Origin of the sequence: Streptomyces sp. NPDC001480 (assembly GCF_042894725.1) — a bacterium.
Lineage (GTDB): Bacteria > Actinomycetota > Actinomycetes > Streptomycetales > Streptomycetaceae > Streptomyces.
This window is the reverse complement of the sequence record NZ_JBIAVX010000004.1, coordinates 350,436-366,431: the sequence shown is the minus strand read 5'-3', so window position 1 is coordinate 366,431 and position 15,996 is coordinate 350,436. Positions and strand designations below refer to the sequence as shown.

At 72.6% G+C, this 15,996-nt stretch carries 14 protein-coding genes; 6 read left to right on the top strand and 8 right to left on the bottom strand.

Annotated elements, in window-relative coordinates:
• Position 1: 1 nt before the first annotated feature.
• The 3 genes from ACFY01_RS11955 to ACFY01_RS11945 are packed head-to-tail and all read right to left on the bottom strand — an operon-like array spanning position 2 to position 3,068.
• On the bottom strand, positions 2-1,291 hold the full coding sequence (locus ACFY01_RS11955; RefSeq protein ID WP_390735566.1) for an ABC transporter substrate-binding protein: 1,290 nt from the start codon (positions 1,289-1,291) through the stop codon (positions 2-4).
• Positions 1,291-2,124, bottom strand: coding sequence for a carbohydrate ABC transporter permease (locus ACFY01_RS11950; RefSeq protein ID WP_390735565.1), 834 nt, complete (start codon positions 2,122-2,124; stop codon positions 1,291-1,293). The genes ACFY01_RS11955 and ACFY01_RS11950 overlap by 1 nt, the downstream gene beginning before the upstream one ends.
• Positions 2,121-3,068, bottom strand: coding sequence for a carbohydrate ABC transporter permease (locus ACFY01_RS11945; RefSeq protein ID WP_390735564.1), 948 nt, complete (start codon positions 3,066-3,068; stop codon positions 2,121-2,123). Before ACFY01_RS11945 ends, ACFY01_RS11950 begins: the two co-directional genes overlap by 4 nt.
• Before the next feature lie 99 nt (positions 3,069-3,167).
• On the opposite strand from ACFY01_RS11945, the gene ACFY01_RS11940 reads away from it, so the two are divergent.
• Entirely contained in the window at positions 3,168-4,031 is an 864-nt protein-coding gene (locus tag ACFY01_RS11940; protein ID WP_390735563.1) for a phosphotransferase enzyme family protein, read from the top strand.
• Here the strand turns inward: ACFY01_RS11940 and ACFY01_RS11935 are convergent.
• Positions 4,028-4,951, bottom strand: coding sequence for a LysR family transcriptional regulator (locus ACFY01_RS11935; RefSeq protein ID WP_390735562.1), 924 nt, complete (start codon positions 4,949-4,951; stop codon positions 4,028-4,030). The genes ACFY01_RS11940 and ACFY01_RS11935 overlap by 4 nt on opposite strands.
• Before the next feature lie 94 nt (positions 4,952-5,045).
• Between ACFY01_RS11935 and ACFY01_RS11930 the strand changes: the two genes are divergently transcribed.
• Both ACFY01_RS11930 and ACFY01_RS11925 read left to right on the top strand, forming a co-directional pair.
• Positions 5,046-6,011, top strand: a complete 966-nt coding sequence (locus ACFY01_RS11930; protein ID WP_390735561.1) for a DMT family transporter — start codon at positions 5,046-5,048, stop codon at positions 6,009-6,011.
• Positions 5,981-6,508, top strand: coding sequence for a YbaK/EbsC family protein (locus ACFY01_RS11925; protein ID WP_390735560.1), 528 nt, complete (start codon positions 5,981-5,983; stop codon positions 6,506-6,508). The genes ACFY01_RS11930 and ACFY01_RS11925 overlap by 31 nt, the downstream gene beginning before the upstream one ends.
• A 5-nt stretch (positions 6,509-6,513) precedes the next feature.
• Here the strand turns inward: ACFY01_RS11925 and ACFY01_RS11920 are convergent, their stop codons facing one another.
• From ACFY01_RS11920 to ACFY01_RS11905, 4 genes are all read right to left on the bottom strand, one after another.
• A complete protein-coding gene (locus ACFY01_RS11920) occupies positions 6,514-7,236 on the bottom strand; it encodes a 3'-5' exonuclease (protein WP_390735559.1) in 723 nt (240 codons plus the stop codon).
• Between the two features lie 112 nt (positions 7,237-7,348).
• The gene (locus ACFY01_RS11915; RefSeq protein ID WP_390735558.1) at positions 7,349-8,590 is read right to left on the bottom strand and encodes an SAV2148 family HEPN domain-containing protein; all 1,242 of its coding nucleotides are present in this window, start codon (positions 8,588-8,590) and stop codon (positions 7,349-7,351) included.
• A gap of 102 nt (positions 8,591-8,692) precedes the next feature.
• Positions 8,693-10,012, bottom strand: a complete 1,320-nt coding sequence (locus ACFY01_RS11910; RefSeq protein ID WP_390735557.1) for a copper amine oxidase — start codon at positions 10,010-10,012, stop codon at positions 8,693-8,695.
• 69 nt (positions 10,013-10,081) lie between these two features.
• Positions 10,082-10,903 (bottom strand): Tat pathway signal sequence domain protein, encoded by an 822-nt coding sequence (locus ACFY01_RS11905; RefSeq protein WP_390735556.1) that lies wholly within the window; start codon positions 10,901-10,903, stop codon positions 10,082-10,084.
• A 196-nt stretch (positions 10,904-11,099) separates the two neighbouring features.
• Between ACFY01_RS11905 and glgX the strand changes: the two genes are divergently transcribed.
• The 3 genes from glgX to ACFY01_RS11890 all read left to right on the top strand — a co-directional run.
• Positions 11,100-13,217, top strand: coding sequence for a glycogen debranching protein GlgX (gene glgX, locus ACFY01_RS11900; protein ID WP_390735555.1), 2,118 nt, complete (start codon positions 11,100-11,102; stop codon positions 13,215-13,217).
• A gap of 103 nt (positions 13,218-13,320) precedes the next feature.
• A complete protein-coding gene (gene treY / locus ACFY01_RS11895; RefSeq protein ID WP_390735554.1) occupies positions 13,321-15,687 on the top strand; it encodes a malto-oligosyltrehalose synthase in 2,367 nt (788 codons plus the stop codon).
• A gap of 63 nt (positions 15,688-15,750) precedes the next feature.
• Positions 15,751-15,996 (top strand): hypothetical protein (locus ACFY01_RS11890; protein WP_390735553.1); only part of this gene is annotated, 246 nt, incomplete at its 3' end.

Genomic DNA, 15,996 nt, shown 5'->3' with positions numbered 1-15,996 from the left:
CTCAGCGCTGGTACCGGGCCAGCACCAGGTTCCCGTCCTTCTCCAGGCGGTGGCGCAGCTCGTCGAGTCCGATGGCGCCGCTGTAGTACTCCTGGAAGGCCGGGGTGGCCACCTTGTCCTTCCACTCGGGATAGCCGCGGACCGACTGGGCGGGGGCCGGGCTGAGGTGGGCGGCCAGGGCGGTACCGGTGGCCCAGCCGTCCTTCGCGGTGTGCAGGGCGGGGTCGGCGAGGGCCCGGGTGCCGGTGGGCAGCATCCAGTCCCCGAGGGCGAGCCGGACCATGTTCCTGGGCCTCAGCAGGAAGTCGACGAACGCGGCGGCCTCCTTCTGGTGCGGGCTGTCGGCGGCGACGGACAGCGTCTGGGGGCTCACGCCCTGGGTGAGTCCGGCGGCGCCCGCCGGGGCGGGCAGCACCTGCCAGTCGAAGCCCTTGGGTGCCTGCTGGACCACCTGCTGCCGGTAGGAGAAGCCGAGCGGGACCATGGCGTACCTGCCGGCGAAGAAGCCGGGCAGCGTGTCCGAGCCGCCGCTGCCCAGGGTCGAGACGGGCGCGCTGTGGTCGGTCCCGGTCTGGTCGTGGACGGTGCGCGGCACCACCTGGTCGGCGGCCTCGAAGCGGACGGTCACCTTGCCGTCGTCACCGGCACCGTCTCGGTGGAACAGCCGGCCGCCCGTCGACAGCGACAGGTTGAGGGTGGCGGAGACGGGCTCCTTCAGCGGCCAGGCCACGCCGTACTTCCCGTCGCCGCTGAGCCGCCGCGTGACCTGCCGGAACTCGGTCCAGCTCCAGGGCCGTTCCGGGGTCGGGATCCGCACCCCGGACCGCTTCAGCCAGGCCGCGTTGGCGATCAGTACCCGGGGCTCCTGGAGGAACGGCACGCCGTAGATCCCGTCACCGAAGGTCGTCGTCTCCCAACTGCGCCGCGGGATGTCGGACTTGAGGCGGGGGGACAGCAGGCCGGTCAGGTCGGCGAGGTAGCCGCCGTAGGCGAAGTCCGCGAGGTCGTCGGAGGCGTCGTGGATGACGTCGGGGGCCTCGCCGCCCTCGAAGGAGGTGAGCAGCTGGTCGTGGACGCTGTCCCAGCTGCCCTGGACGTACTCGACGTGGACGTCCGGGTGGGCCGCGTTCCACTCCTTCACCAGTTCCTTGTTGGCGGCGACGGACTCCTCCTGCCAGGCCAGGGACTCGAAGCGCAGGGTGATCCGGCCGCCGGTGTCCGTGCCGCCCGAGGAGCAGCCGGCCAGCAGCAGGAGGAGGGCGACGAGGACGGTGGCGGTCCGGGTGCGCATCAGCTCTTCACCGCCCCGGCGAGCAGGCCGCCCGTGATCCGCCGTTGGACGAGCGCGAAGACGATCAGCGAGGGCAGGGTGGCGAGGAACGCGGCCGCCGCGAGCGGGCCGAGGTCCGCGACTCCCTCCGCGCCGATGAAGTGCGTGAGGACGACGGGCAGCGTCTGTCTCTCCGGGGTCTTCAGCAGCACCAGGGCGAAGAAGAACTCGTTCCACGCGGTGACGAACGCGAACAGGCCGGTCGCCACGATCCCCGGCGCGAGCAGCGGCGCCGTCACCGACACCAGCGTTCTGAGCCGTCCCGCGCCGTCGACCGCCGCGGCCTCCTCCAGTTCGACGGGGACCGCGCGTACGTATCCGACGAGCATCCACAGCGCGAACGGCAGCGCCCACACGACGTACACCATCACCAGCCCCGGCAGGGAGTCGATCAGACGCAGGTTCTTCAGCACCAGGAACAGCGGGATGATCACCAGGACGAACGGGAACGCCTGGCTGACCACCACCCATCCGGTCGCGGCCCGGGACAGCAGGGTGCGGCGGCGGGCCATGACGTACGCCATGGGGGTCGCGAGCAGGACCGCGATCACGGCCGCGGCGAGCGCCGCGAGCAGCGAGTTGAGTCCGGCGCGCAGCAGCGGCTGCTCGTCGAAGGCCTGCCGGAAGTTGGCGAGGGTCGGTTGACTCGGGATCCAGGACGGGTGCGCGCTGCCCAGCTCGCGCGGGGACTTGAACGCGGTGGACAGCAGCCACAGGAGGGGGAAGGCGAGGAAGACCAGATACGCCAGCAGTGCGGCGTACTGGCCCACGACGACGCCGGTACGGGTCCTCACGCGTCCTCGCCTCCCCGCAGCCGGCCCACCAGGAAGGCGGCGAGGAGCACCGAGATCACCGCGACCATCACGCACCCCATGGCCGCCGCGTAGCCGAACTGGCCGTAGCGGAAGGCCTCTTCGTAGGCGAACAGCATCGGCAGCCGGGTCTTGCCGCCCGGGCCGCCGCTGGTCAGCACGTAGACCAGGGCGAAGGAGTTGAAGTTCCAGATGAGGTTGAGCGCGGTGATGGCGAGCGCGATCGGTCTCAGGGCGGGCCAGGTGACCGTGCGGAACCGGCGCCAGGCGCCCGCGCCGTCCACCGCCGCCGCCTCGTGCAGTTCGCGCGGGGTGTTCTGGAGCCCGGCGAGCAGGGCGACCGTCGTCTGCGGCATCCCGGCCCACACCCCGACGACGATCACGGCGGGCAGGGCGCTGGCCAGGCCGCCGAGCCAGTCCCGGCCGTCGCCGAGGCCGAGGTCGCGCAGGGTCTCGTTGAGGACGCCGGCGTCGGGGTTGTAGACCAGGCGCCACATGATGCCGACCACGACCTCGGGCATGGCCCACGGGACGATGGCGAGGGCGCGGGCCAGCGGGCGCAGCCGTAACCGCTGGTTCAGCAGCAGGGCGAGGCCCAGCGCCAGCAGGAACTGCGGCACGGTCACCCCGACGGCCCACACCAGTCCGATCCGGAACGACTCCCAGAACAGCGTGTCGTGCAGCAGATCCCGGAAGTTGAGGGCGCCGGTCCACCGGGTGGGCGCGGTCCGGCCCGACTGGGCGTCCGTGAAGGCCAGCAGGATGCCGTACAGCAGGGGCCCGACGCTCAGGACGAGGATGGGGATCAGTGCGGGCAGGACGAGGAACCAGGCGCCGCGGTCGGGGGCGCGACGCGGTGACCGCCGGGCCTCTACCACCAATGTCACGTAACCAGCCCCTTTGCGCGACCCGGTTGGCGTGTTCATGTTCGTGAAGGCGTGGTGTTCCGTCAAGGGACCGCGCACACGGCTCCACCTGTGGGAATGCGAGACTGGCCGGGACCGGACAGGACACGGAGGCGGACGATGGACGAGGCACGGGCGCGGGACGTACTGGCCGCGACGGGGGTGCTGCCCGGGACGGCCGGGGACGCGCGGCTGCTCGCCCTGGGCGAGAACGCGGTGTTCGCCGCCGGTGACCTGGTCGTCAAGGTGGGGCGCGACGCCGAACTACTGGACCGGGCACGGCGGGAGGTGGCCGTCGCCGCCTGGCTGGCCGAGGCGGACGTGCCGGCGGTACGGGCGGCCGAGCCCGAGGCCCTGCTGACCGAGGGGCACCCGGTGACCGTGTGGCACCGCCTGCCCGACCCGGTACGGCCCGCCGAGCCGCGGGATCTGGCCGAACTGCTGCGGATCGTGCACGCGCTGCCCTCCCCGCCCTTCGCCCTTCCGCCCCGCGAGCTGCTGGGCGGTGTGGAACGCTGGCTGCGGCTCGCGGGCGACGCGATCGACCCGGCGGACGCGGCGTACCTGCGTGAGCGGCGGGACGGGTTCGCGGCGGCCGCGGCCGCGCTGACGCCCCAGCTGCCGCCCGGGCCCATCCACGGCGACGCGCTGCCCCGCAATGTCCACATCGGCCCCGACGGGCCCGTGCTGGTGGACCTGGAGACCGTCTCGGCCGACCTGCGCGAGCACGACCTGGTGGTCATGGCCCTCTCCCGCGACCGCTACGGCCTCGCCGCCGAGGCCTACGACTCCTTCACCGACACCTACGGGTGGGACGTGCGGGAGTGGGATGGCTGCCCGGTGCTGCGCGGCGCCCGCGAGACGGCCAGCTGCGCGTGGGTGGCCCAGCACGCCCCGGCCGACCCCAAGGCGCTGGCGGAGTTCCGCCGCCGGGTGGCGTCACTGCGGGACGGGGACGAGACGGTGCGCTGGTACCCGTTCTAGGCCGTCGTCTGTTCGCCGGTGTCCCGGTTCTGGATGCCGCGCGCCGCACGGCGCAGTTCGGCCAGCACCGTGCGCACGGCCGACCGGGCCGTGCGTTCCGGGCGGTACAGCGCGTCGATGTGCCGTCTGGCCTGTACCCCGCTGAGCGGTCTGAGGGCCAGCGCGGGATGCGGGCGCATCGTCCAGCGGGGCATCAGGGCGATCCCGCCGCCGGCCGCGACGGCCTCGGCGACCACCGCGAACTCGTTGACGCGGTGGGCCAGATGGAGTCGGCGCCCGGCCGCGGCGGAGATGGCCTCGATGACCGCCAGGACCGGGAAACCGTCGTGCACGGTGATCCACGGCTCGCCGGCCACGTCGCGCGGTGTCACCCGGCGCTTGGCGGCGAGCGGATGTCCGGCGGGCATCGCCACGTCGAGCGGCTCGTGCAGCAGCGCGGTCACGTGCACCGTGCCCGGCCACGGCGGGGCGTGGTCGAGACGGTGGGCGAGCACGAGGTCGTACTCGCGGGTGAGCGGGGGGAAGTCCTGCTGCGGAACGTCCTCGTCGGCCAGTGAGAGCACGGGGCCGCCGGGTCCGGCCAGGGCCCGCAGCAGCGGTGGGAAGAACGCGGCGCCCGCGCTGTGGAACGCCGCCACCGACACCTCGCCGTCCGGTCTGGCGACGAAATCGTCCACGGCGTGCCGGGCCCGCGCCAGGGCCGTCTCCACCTCGACGGCCGCGCCCGCCAGGGCCTGCCCGGCATCGGTCAGCACCAGTCGGCGCCCGTGCCGCTCGGTGAGCGGCACGGGGACCGAACGCTGGAGCAGCCGCAGCTGCTGCGAGATCGCCGACGGCGTCACCAGCAGCGCCTCGGCGACCGCGGTGACGCTGCCCAGCTCGCCCAGCTCACGCAGGATCCGCAACTGCCGTTCGTCCATGCCCGCAGCCTAGGGGCACGATGAAGGAAAGCTAAAAGATCGTTTAAGGAAGTGGTTCTGTGCTACAGGGTCACCGGTGGTGCACGGTGGGCGGGTGTCCGACGCCCGCCGTACCGACGCGGTACTCCTCCTGGTCGCGCTCGTCTGGGGTTCCAGCTATCTGTCCGCCCAGACGGCCACCTCCGCCCTGCCCGTCATGACGGTCCTGCTGGCGCGGTACGCGCTCTCCGCGGCGGCCTGTCTCGGCCTCGTGGCCGCCCGCCGCGGGTCCCGCCGGTGGACCCGGGAGGAGGTACGGGCCGGTGTGCCGCTGGGTGTGACCCAGGCCGCGGTCCTGGTCGTGGAGACGTACGGCGTCACCCACACCACCGCCGCGAACGCGGGCCTGATCATCAGTCTGACCATCGTGCTCACCCCGCTGCTCGACCGCTCCGGTCACCCCGGCGGCCTGCCGCGCTCCTTCTTCGCCGCCGCCGGCGTGTGCGTCCTCGCCGTCGGCCTGCTGATGTCCGGCAACGGCTTCCACGCTCCCCGCAGCGGCGACCTGCTGATGCTCGCCGCCGCCGGCGTCCGGGCGGTCCACGTCGCCCTCGTGGGCCGGCTCACCACGGGCCGCGGAATCCGCCCGCCGCACCTGACGGTGCTCCAGACGCTGGTGGGCACGGCGCTGTTCCTCCCCCCGTCCCTGACCGGCCTGCCGGACCTGGCCCGCGCGAGTGCCGCCACCTGGACGCAACTGCTGTACCTCGCCCTGTTCTGCAGTGTGTTCGCCTTCCTCGCGCAGACCTGGGCGGTCCAGCGCACGTCGGCCAGCCGGGCCAGCCTGCTGCTCGGCACGGAGCCGGTCTGGGCGGCGACCGTGGGCGTCGCCCTCGGCGGCGAACACCTCACCGCGCTCACCGGCCTCGGCGCGGCCCTCATGGTCGCCGGGACCTACTGGGGCCAGGCGGTGGAACGCGCCCACCGCGCGGGCCGCTCCGCCACGACACCACACCCGGCGCACGACACGGAAAGGGAACCGGGCACCACATGCCTGACCACGACACCTACCAGCACCTGATCTCCCTCCTCGACGCCTCCCGCGTCGACTACCGCCTCATCGACCACGAACCCGAGGGCGCCACCGAGGCCGTCTGCGCCCTGCGCGGGCACGACGCGTCCGAGGCCGCGAAGTGCATCGTCCTGCGGGTCAAGGTCGACCGCCGCACCACACGTCACGTCCTGGCGGTCGTCCCGGGTGACCGGCGGGTCGACCTGGACGCCGTGCGCGAGTTGTTCGGGGCCCGTTACGCCGGCTTCAGCGACGCGGAGACCGCCGAGCGGCTGGCCCGCTCGGTTCCCGGCACGGTCCTGCCCTTCAGCTTCGACCCCGACCTCGAAGTCCTCGCCGACCCGGATGTCGTGGCCCGGCCCCGGCTGTACTTCAACGCCGCCCGCCTGGACCGCTCCCTGGTCATCTCCGGCACCGACTACGCCAGGCTCGCCCGTCCTCGGGTGGCCCGCATCGCGGTCCCGGCCCCGGCCCCCGCCCAGGAGGGCGGTCCGCCGGGCGCGTGACCGCCTCACACCCGGTCGTCGGCCAACTCCCGCATCGGCCACCTGCCGTCCACCACCGCCTCCGCGTCGCCCTTGCCGCGCAGGAAGTTCTGGAAGTCCGCCGCCCAGGCCGCGTACCACTCGATCTGGCGCCGGTGCAGCAGGGCCGGTCCGAGGGCCGCGATCTTCGGGTGGCGGTCGGCTATCGCGGTGGCCAGGCGGGCCGCGGCGAGGGCGTCGGCGGTGGCGTCGTGGGCGGAGTCGAGCACGACGCCGTACTCGGCGCAGACCGCTTCGAGGTTGCGTTTGCCGCGGCGGTAGCGGTCGACCTCTCGGTCGATGGTGTACGGGTCGACGACCGGGGCGGGGTCGAGGCCGCCGAGGCGGTCGGAGAGCGACGGCAGGCCGTGGCGCCGCAGTTCGGCGGAGAGCAGGGTGAGGTCGAAGGCCGCGTTGTAGGCGACGACCGGCACCCCCGTCCGCCAGTACCCGGCGAGGACGTCCGCGATGGCGTCCGCGACCCGGTCGGCCGGCGCTCCCTCGGCCGCCGCGCGTTCGTTGCTGATGCCGTGCACCGCCACCGCGTCGGCCGGGATCTCCACGCCCGGGTCGGCCAGCCACTCCCGGCGCCCTATGGGCTGCCCGGCCCTGACCTCGATCACGGCCCCCGTGACGATGCGCGCCTCGCGCGGATCCGTCCCGGTCGTCTCCAGGTCGAAGCCGATCAGCAGCTCCCGGTGCCAGCCCATGGGCGGCCCCCCTTCTTGGTGGTGCGTTCCCCCGGTGATCTCTCAGTGGCTCCACCCTCGCACGCGCCACTGACAATCCGAGGTCAGTGTTCCGCTTGCGGCCCGGGACGGTTCAGGACACCGGCCGCGAATCCGCCCAGGCCAGCTCGAATTCCTCGCGGTATGTCGTGAAGAGTCCGCCTTCACCCACGTCGCCCGACTTGACCACCCGGCCGCCGTTGCGCAGCACCAGCACCGGCGACTCCATCCCCCGCGCCCCGCGCAGATAGGACTGCACCACGGCGATGCCGTCGGCGCCGTCCCCGTCGACGAGGTAGGCCGTGAAGCGCGGCGTCTCGTCGTAGACCTGGATGGCGAAGGCGTCCGGGTCCCGCAGCCGGGACCGCACCCGGCGCATGTGCAGGATGTTCATCTCGACGGAGCGGCTCAGTTCGCCCCGTTTCATCCCAAGTTCCCGCTCGCGCCGCTTCACGGCGCTGGAGGCGGGGTTGAGGAAGAGCAGCCGGACCCGGCAGCCGGACTCGGCCAGTCGCACCAGCCGCCGTCCGGAGAAGTTCTGCACGAGCAGGTTGAGGCCGATGCCGGTGGCGTCGAGCCGACGGGCGCCACCGAAGAGGTCCTCGGCCGGGAACTGGCGCATCAGCCGCACCCGGTCGGAGTGCACGGCGACCACGTCCGCGTACCGGTCGCCCACCAGGCTCTCGACCGCGTCGACGGGCAGCCGCCGCGCGGACGGCACGTCGCCCCCCGCGCCGAGCATCTCCAGCAGCCGGGCGGAGGCCCGCTCGGCCTGGTTCAGGACGGCCTCGGACAGGGCCCGGTTGCGGGAGACCACGTTACGGGTGACCTCGAGCTCGTCCAGGGCGAGTTCGACGTCCCGCCGCTCGTCGAAGTACGGCTCGAAGCACGGCCAGTGCTGCACCATCAGCTCGCGGAGCTGGGGCAGGGTGAGGAAGCTGAGGACGTTGTCGTCGGCCGGGTCGAGCAGATAGCCCTTGCGGCGGCTGACCTCGCGCACGGCGACCGCGCGCTGCACCCATTCCTGTCCGGCGGGGCCGGCCGCGGCGACCACCCAGTCGTCGCCGTGGACGGGTTCGTAGATGGGCCGCAGCACGGCGGCCACCACCGCGCGCAGCCGCTGTTCGACGAGGTTCAGCCAGATGTAGGCCCGCCCGGCCCGCTGGGCGCGGGTGCGCACCTCGAGCCAGGCGTCGGCGTCCCAGTCCAGTTCCGGCCCGATGGACCCCGTCGCGTCCATCGGCCGCGCCAGGGACACCGCGCCGGGCGGGACGTCCGTGGAGTTCCCCTCGTGACCCTCGTCACCAGGGGGCAGCTCCAGCCCTCCCGAGCCCACCCGTGCACCGCCTTCCGCTCCCCCGAGCTCTCCCCGTCTCAACGATCAAGGAAGGGTACTCCGCAAGCGGTCGACGGTGCAGCCGGATGGACAGGTCGTTTCTCAACTGCGCGGGCGCCAGTGCCCGTTCTGCCACGCGAGCTCGTCCGGGGTGAGCGGATTCATAGCCGTGACGTCACGCGGGGCGATGGAGAATCCCTGCCAGTGGACCGGCATGGGCTGCTGGTCCTCGTCCCGGGCGATGTGGTGGAAGCCCACGTTCATCCAGACGATGGGGTGCGTCAGCGTCTGGCCGTTGACCCATTTGTCGACCGACTTGCCCGCGCCGGCGGGGCAGTTGCCCGGGTTGTTGCTGGCGAACTGCTCGCACTTGTTGTACTCGGTGAAGTACACGTCGTGCTTGGTGAAGCTGCGGCCCGGGTACTTCGTGGTCGGGCCGGGCACGATCTCGTAGGAGCGCGCGTGGCCGTCCTTGTTCTTGCCGGTCGCGCTGACCATCCGCCACCAGCGGTAGGTCTTGTAGTCGCCCGCGAGTTCCTTGGTGACCTTGGTGCGGGTGGTCTTGTTGGTCGGGGCCTCCTGGCCGTGCGCGGGCGCGGTGACCGCCGAGTCGTACTGCTCGACCTTGCCCTTGGAGGAGCCGTCGAGGCCGAAGTCCAGCCGCCAGAAGACGTTGTGGCTGTGGCTGGTGGCGTAGGCCTTGGCGCCCTTGCCGATGGGCCAGCCGCGGCCGTCGCCGGCGTCGTAGTCGTTGTAGGAGAGGCTGCCGGTGGCGCCGACGTTCATGTTGACGGTGCCGTCGTCCTGGAAGCGCCACTCGGTCATGTACTCGTACCAGCCGACCTGGTTGACCGTGTAGACGAGCAGGTCCTTGCCCTGGGCCTGGAAGACCTTGTTCGCGGTGTCGCCCTGCATGCGGTAGGCGTGGCCACGGGAACGGGTGGTGGTGCACAGGCCGTTGACGTTCGGGTGCTGCGGGTCCCAGGCGTCGGGGACCTTGACGGACTTGATGGTGCCGCCGGGGCACTCGCCCGGCGCCAGGTTCACCAGGCCCTGGGCGAAGCCGAAGCCGGTCAGGTCGTCGTACTCGACGCTGCCGTCGTCGTAGGGGACGTCGATCTGGGCGAGCCGGGCGCTGTTGAGGACCTTGATCGGCTGGGCCTCGCCCTTGGGCTGGTAGGAGACGTTCTCCAGGACGAGGCCCGCCTTGCTGTCGTAGCGCCAGCACATGCTCCAGGTGGTGCCGCTGGAGAGCTTCTGCTCGATCTTGTAGGCGGCGCTGCAACTGGCGGCCGCCGCCGGGGCGGCCTTCGGCTGGGCGACGGCCGGTCCCGCACCGGCCGTCGCGCCGGCGGCCAGCGCGGCCACGGTCACGCCGACGGCCGCCCGCTTACGGGCACGGCTGATTCTCTTGACGTGCATGAAGAGGTGACTCCCTTGCAGGAAGGAGCAAGTTGGAAAGGTGAACGGACTGCGTGTCCGGAGGGCGGATCAGCCGCGGCCGAGCTTGGCGACCTTGCGGGCGCTCAGGTCGATGATCAGCGACCTGGCGTCGATCCACGGGCCGTTCTTGACCTTGGGGAACAGCCGCACGCAGCGGTGTTCGCCGCACTTGTCGAGCACGGCGGGCTGGGCGCCCGGCGTGGCCCGGTAGACCGCGCCGTTGAACAGCAGCTGGTCGGGAGAGGTGAGCTCGTGACCGGTCGCGTCCTTGTAGTCCGCCTTGAGGCCCGCGCCCAGCGGGTCGGCGATGAGGATCTTGGCCGCCTCGACGTTCTCGGCCCGGCTCAGCGGCGGCTGGACGCCGTGCTGGGTGCCGGTCTGCTCGACCTTGCCGGTCTCCAGGTTGACCGTCTTGGTGATCAGAGCATCGCTCTTGTAGTCGTAGAACGTCACATCGGCCCGGCGCGGTGCGTTCGGGTCGTCGAGCTCGTCGGCGTTCTCCGGATCGGCGAGATCCACGGTCAGGCGCTGCGGCCCGCGGCCCCCGTCGACGTTCTTGGCCGCGCCGAGCTGCCCACCAGCGGCGATCTTCCCGGCCTGCTGGATCTCGTCGTCGGTCAGCGGGTCACCGCCGGTGCCCTTCTTGCCCTCGGCCGGGGCCTGCTGGACGACACCCGGCTGGGCGGCGCCGTTCGCCTGGCCCTGACCCGACTGCTGGGCGGACCGGGTGCCGCTGCCGTTCGTCCCTCCCGACTCGTCCGCCCCCGCCGTGCCCGGCAGGGTGATCCCGACCATCACGGCGGTCCCGGCCACCGCGATGGCCGTGCCGGCCACCACCTTGCCCAGATGGCGGCGCACTATCTCGCGCACATCTTCCCCCTACTCCCCCTGGTCCACGGGAGTACGTCTTTGCCCCACTGTTTCGGCATACGGGCTCACTCACGTCGCTGTATGCACTGGTCGCCCGGTAAGAGGGACGTAAGTCATAGGTGGTTCCATGACTTTCCGGGAGACTCGGGGGCCAAGGCAGTCCCGGCCGCGCGGCACACCTGGGAGAGTCGTATCCATGCAGGTCTGGCCTGGAGAGGCGTATCCGCTCGGCGCCACGTACGACGGCGCCGGGACCAACTTCGCGGTCTTCACCGAAACCGCGAACCGAGTAGAGCTGTGTCTGCTGCACGACGACGGCTCGGAGACGGCGGTGGAACTGCGGGAGAGCGACGCGTTCGTGCGGCACGCGTACCTGCCGGGTGTGATGCCTGGGCAGCGGTACGGGTTCCGGGTGCACGGACCGTACGACCCCGCGCGCGGGCTGCGCTGCAATTCGGCGAAGCTGCTGCTGGACCCCTACGCGAAGGCGGTGAGCGGTTCGGTCCGGTGGGGCGAGGAGGTGTACGGCTACCACTTCGGCTCGCCCGACAGCCGCAACGACCTGGACTCGGCGCCGCACACCATGACGTCGGTGGTGGTCAACCCGTACTTCGACTGGGGCGACGACCGGCGGCCGCGCACCGAGTACCACCACACGGTGATCTACGAGGCCCATGTGAAGGGCCTGACCATGCGCCACCCCGGCCTGCCGGAGGAGCTGCGCGGCACGTACGCGGCGCTCGCGCACCCGGCGGTCATCGAGCACCTGACGGAGCTCGGGGTGACGGCCCTGGAGCTGATGCCCGTACACCAGTTCGTCAACGACCACCGTCTGGTCGACATGGGCCTCAACAACTACTGGGGCTACAACACCATCGGCTTCTTCGCCCCGCACAACGCGTACGCCTCCTGGGGCGACCGCGGCCAGCAGGTCCTGGAGTTCAAGTCGGCGGTCCGGGCGCTGCACGAGGCCGGGATCGAGGTCATCCTGGACGTGGTCTACAACCACACCGCGGAGGGCAACCACCTCGGCCCGACGCTGTCCTTCCGGGGCATCGACAACCCCTCGTACTACCGCCTGACGGACGACCCCCGCTACTACATGGACACCACGGGCACCGGGAACTCCCTGCTCATGCGGTCCCCGCACGTGCTCCAGCTCATCATGGACTCGCTGCGGTACTGGGTCTCCGAGATGCACGTGGACGGGTTCCGCTTCGACCTCGCGGCGACGCTGGCGCGGCAGTTCCACGAGGTGGACCGGCTGTCGTCGTTCTTCGACCTGGTGCAGCAGGACCCCGTGGTCTCCCAGGTGAAGCTGATCGCCGAGCCGTGGGACGTGGGCGAGGGCGGCTACCAGGTGGGGAACTTCCCGCCGCTGTGGACGGAGTGGAACGGCAAGTACCGCGACACGGTCCGCGACCTGTGGCGGGGCGAACCGCGGGCGCTCGCGGAGTTCGCCTCCCGGCTGACCGGCTCCTCGGACCTCTACCAGGACGACGGGCGGCGCCCGCTGGCCTCGATCAACTTCGTGACCTGCCACGACGGGTTCACCCTGCACGACCTGGTCTCCTACAACCACAAGCACAACCGTGCCAACGGCGAGGACAACCGGGACGGCGAGGGCCACAACCGGTCCTGGAACTGCGGGGCGGAGGGCGAGACCGACGACCCCGGCGTGCTGGCGCTGCGCGGGCGGCAGATGCGGAACTTCATCGCGACGCTGCTGCTGTCCCAGGGCGTGCCCATGATCAGCCACGGCGACGAGTTCGCGCGCACCCAGCGCGGCAACAACAACGCCTACTGCCAGGACAACGAACTGTCCTGGGTGGAGTGGCCCGAGGCCGGGTCGAGCGCCGACGGGCTGCGGGAGTTCACGCGCGCGCTGGTGTGGCTGCGCAAGGAGCACCCGGTCTTCCGGCGGCGGCGCTTCTTCCACGGGCGTCCGGTGGAGGGCACCCACGACGACCTGTCCGACATCGCCTGGTTCACCCCGGACGGCCGGGAGATGACCCAGCGGGACTGGGACTCGGCGCAGGCCTCGGCGCTGACCGTGTTCCTCAACGGCAACGCGATCTCCGAGCCCGGCGCGCGCGGGGAGCGCATCTCCGACGACTCCTTCCTGCTGATGTTCAACGCCTCGCCCGAGCCGCTGGAGTTCGTGGTGCCGGTCAACCACGGGCGGCAGTGGCAGGTGGTGGTCGACACGGCCCGCACGGACGGGGCGCCCCCGGGCACGGACGCCAAGATCCAGGCCGGCGACCGGCTCACCCTCCCGGACCGCAGCATGACGGTGCTGCAACGGCCCGCCTAGGGCGGTGTCCACGAGCCCCCGGCCTCTTCAGGGGCGGGGCCGGGGGTGGGGCAGGGGCAGGAGCGGTGACACTAAAGGCGGCGGGGTGGGTACGTAGGTCTCCATGACATCCGATCGACCCGACCCGGCGGTGCCGACGGCCACCTACCGGCTTCAGCTGCAGCCCGATTTCCCGTTCGCGGCCGCGGCGGCGGCCGTTCCGTACCTGGCGTCGCTCGGCGTCTCGCATCTGCACCTGTCCCCCGTCCTGGAGGCCGTCCCGGGCTCCGCGCACGGGTACGACGTCGTGGACCACGCGCGCGTGCGCGAGGAACTGGGCGGCGAGGAGGGGCTGCGGGCGCTGGCGTCGACCGCGCGCGGGCACGGCCTCGGCCTCGTCGTGGACATCGTGCCGAACCACATGGCCATGGTCCCGCGGCACAACCGCGCCCTGTGGGAGGTGCTCCGGGAGGGACCGAAGTCGCCGTACGCGCGCTGGTTCGACATCGACTGGGACGCGCAGGGCGGACAGGTGCTGCTGCCGGTGCTCGGGCGTCCGGTCGGTGAGGAACTGGGCCACCTGGTGGTCGACGGGGACGTCCTGCGCTACCACGACCACGCCTTCCCGCTCCGCGAGGGCACCGAGGACCTGCCGCTGCCCCGGCTGCTGGACGCGCAGTGGTACCGGCCGGTGTGGTGGCGGCTGGCCCGGACCGAGCTCAACTACCGGCGCTTCTTCAGCATCTCGGAGCTGATCGGGGTGCGGGTGGAGGACCCGGAGGTGTTCGACGCCACCCACGGCAAGATCCTCCAGCTGCTGCGTGAGGGCGTGGTCGACGGGCTGCGGATCGACCACCCGGACGGCCTCGCCGACCCCGACGGCTATCTGCGGCGGCTGCACGAGGCGACCGGCGGGCGCTGGACGGTCGTCGAGAAGATCCTCTCCGACGGTGAGCACCTGCCGGCCTCCTGGCCCGTGGCGGGCACCACCGGCTACGACGCCCTCAGGCACGTCGACGGCCTGTTCACGGATCCGGCCGGGGCCCGGGAGCTGGCCGAGCTGTACCGGCGGTTCGCGGCCCCGCAGACGGACCGGGGCGGCAACTGGGCGGCCACGGCCCGGCGGGCGGCGTACAAGGTGCTCACGCACGAGCTGGCCGCCGAGACGGACCGGCTGACCCGGGTGGCGAGCCGGCTGTGTTCGGGCTCGGCGGACCCCGCGCTGCGCGACCGCGCGCCCTGGGCGCTGCGCACCGCGCTGGAGGAACTGCTGGTGCGGCTGCGGGTGTACCGGCCGTACGCCTCCGGGGACGCGGCCGACGTCGTCACCGAGGAGGCCGCCGAGGAGGCCCGGCGCGCCTTCGTCGTGCCCGAGGAGGGCGAGGTGGTCGACCTGGTGCGCGGGCTGCTGCTCGGGCCGGCCGGGGTGGATCCGGTGCTCACGGAGTTCCGCGCGCGGTTCGCGCAGACCGCGTCGGCGCTGCGCGCGAAGTCCGTGGAGGACACCGCGTTCTACCGGTACGTGCCGCTGCTGTCGGCGACCGAGGTGGGCGGCCAGCCGGACAGCCCGGGCGTGTCCCCGGAGGACTTCCACGCCTTCTGCGCGCGTGTGCAGCGCGACTGGCCGGCCACCGGGACCGTGGTGTCGACGCACGACACCAAGCGCAGCGCCGATGTGCGCGCGGCGCTGGCCGTGCTCACCGAGTGCCCGCGGCGCTGGGCGGGCCTGCTCGCGGAGCTCACCCCGGAGGGGGGCGCGGCCGTACCGGACGGGCAACTGGCCTGGGCGGCCTGGCAGACGGTGTTCGGGCTCGGCCCGGCGGACACCGGGCGTGTCCAGCAGGCCCTGCTGAAGCACGCCCGGGAGGCCGGGCTCTACACCAGCTGGACGGAGCAGGAGCCGCCGTACGAGGAAGCGGTGGCCGCGTTCGTGGCGGCCGGGCCGTGCGGGGCGCCCGGTGAGCTCGTGGCGGCCTTCCGGGACTCCCTTCAGGCCCACATCCGGGCCAACGTCCTGGGGACGGCCCTGGTCCATCTGACGATGCCGGGTGTGCCGGACCTCTACCAGGGCACGGAGGACGAGTACCGGGCGCTGGTCGACCCGGACAACCGGCGGCCGGTGGAGTTCCCGCCCGAGGCCGCCGTGGCGGACGGGGAGAAGGGCACGCTGACGGCGGCGGCACTGCGGCTGCGCGCGCGGCGGCCGGACGTCTTCGGCGCCGGGGCGGGGTACGCGCCGCTGCCCGCGGAGGGCACGGCCGCGGACCACTGCCTGGCCTTCACGCGCTCCGGCCAGGTGATCACCGCCGTCACCCGGCTCCCGCTGCGGCTGGCCGAGGCGGGCGGCTGGGGCGACACCCGGCTGCCGCTGCCACCGGGCCGGTGGGCCGACGCACTGGACCCGGGCCGGGCGTTCGAGGGGCACGCACGCGTGGCGGACCTGTTCGCACCCCTGCCGGTGGCGTTGCTGGAGCGGGTCGCGGAGAACTGAGCCACGCCGCCCACCGGGCCTCGCGCTGGAGGGCGACGAAAGCCGGTCGGCTGTGTCGGGCGGGTGGCGGAGCTTTTCGCGGCGCTGCCGATGGCGCCGCCGGCGCGGGCCGGGGAGGCCGGCCGGATGCCGCGCGCCGGTCATCCGCAGCCGCTGCTCACGCGGCCGCGCGGCTCGTCGGACGAGGTCGGGCTCCCCGGGCCCGGCCACATCGCCCGTAAGGGGATGACGAAGGCCCGGCGCCTGCGGGGGCGCGCGTGGCGGAGCCTGTCGCGGCACTGCCGACGGCGCCGCCGGCGCGGGCCGGGG